The organism is Frankia canadensis, assembly GCF_900197875.1.
Taxonomy (GTDB): Bacteria; Actinomycetota; Actinomycetes; order Frankiales; family Frankiaceae; genus Frankia; species Frankia canadensis.
Genome location: NZ_FZMO01000502.1, coordinates 1 through 587 on the forward strand (window position 1 = coordinate 1; position 587 = coordinate 587).

Here is a 587-nt window from a genome sequence, read left to right on the forward strand (position 1 = left end):
CCCGCACCGGCGCCTCCGGCTCAGGCGAGCAGCGCGGCGAGCTCACGCCACTCGCGCAGCGGCAGCGTGGTCGGATCCTCGACGATCACCTGGAGGGCGACCTGGTCGGCGCCCGCGTCGAGGTGCTCGGTGACCCTCCGGCGCACGGCTTCGACATCTCCCCAGGCCACGAGGGCGTCGATGATCCGGTCGCTGCCCCGGTCGGCGAAGTCGTCGTCGGTGAAGCCGTGGCGGCGCAGGTTGTTCGCGTAGTTGGGCAGCCGCAGGACACCGCCGACGTTGCGCCGGGCGATGCGCCGGGCCTCGCTCGGGTCGCCGGCCAGCACGACCTTCTGCTCGACGACGAGCAGCGGGCCCTCGCCGAGGCGCTTGCGGGCCACGGCGGTGTGCTCCACCGGGACGGTGTAGGTGTGTGCGCCGGCGGTGAGCTCCGCGGCGAGGTCGAGCATCCGCGGGCCGAGCGCCGCCAGCACCCGCCGCAGCGGCGCCGTCGGCGCGGCCCCGGTGTAGCTGGCCGCGTCCATCGCCTCGAGGTACTCACGGGTGGCCGCGAGCGGACTGGTGACGGTGTGGCCGCGGCGGGCGAC

General features: G+C 75.5%; 1 protein-coding gene. It reads right to left on the reverse strand.

Annotated features, from left to right (window positions below; translation table 11 throughout):
- Positions 1-20: 20 nt before the first annotated feature.
- Positions 21-587 (reverse strand): TIGR03620 family F420-dependent LLM class oxidoreductase (locus tag C1A33_RS26935; protein WP_115538023.1); only part of this gene is annotated, 567 nt, incomplete at its 5' end.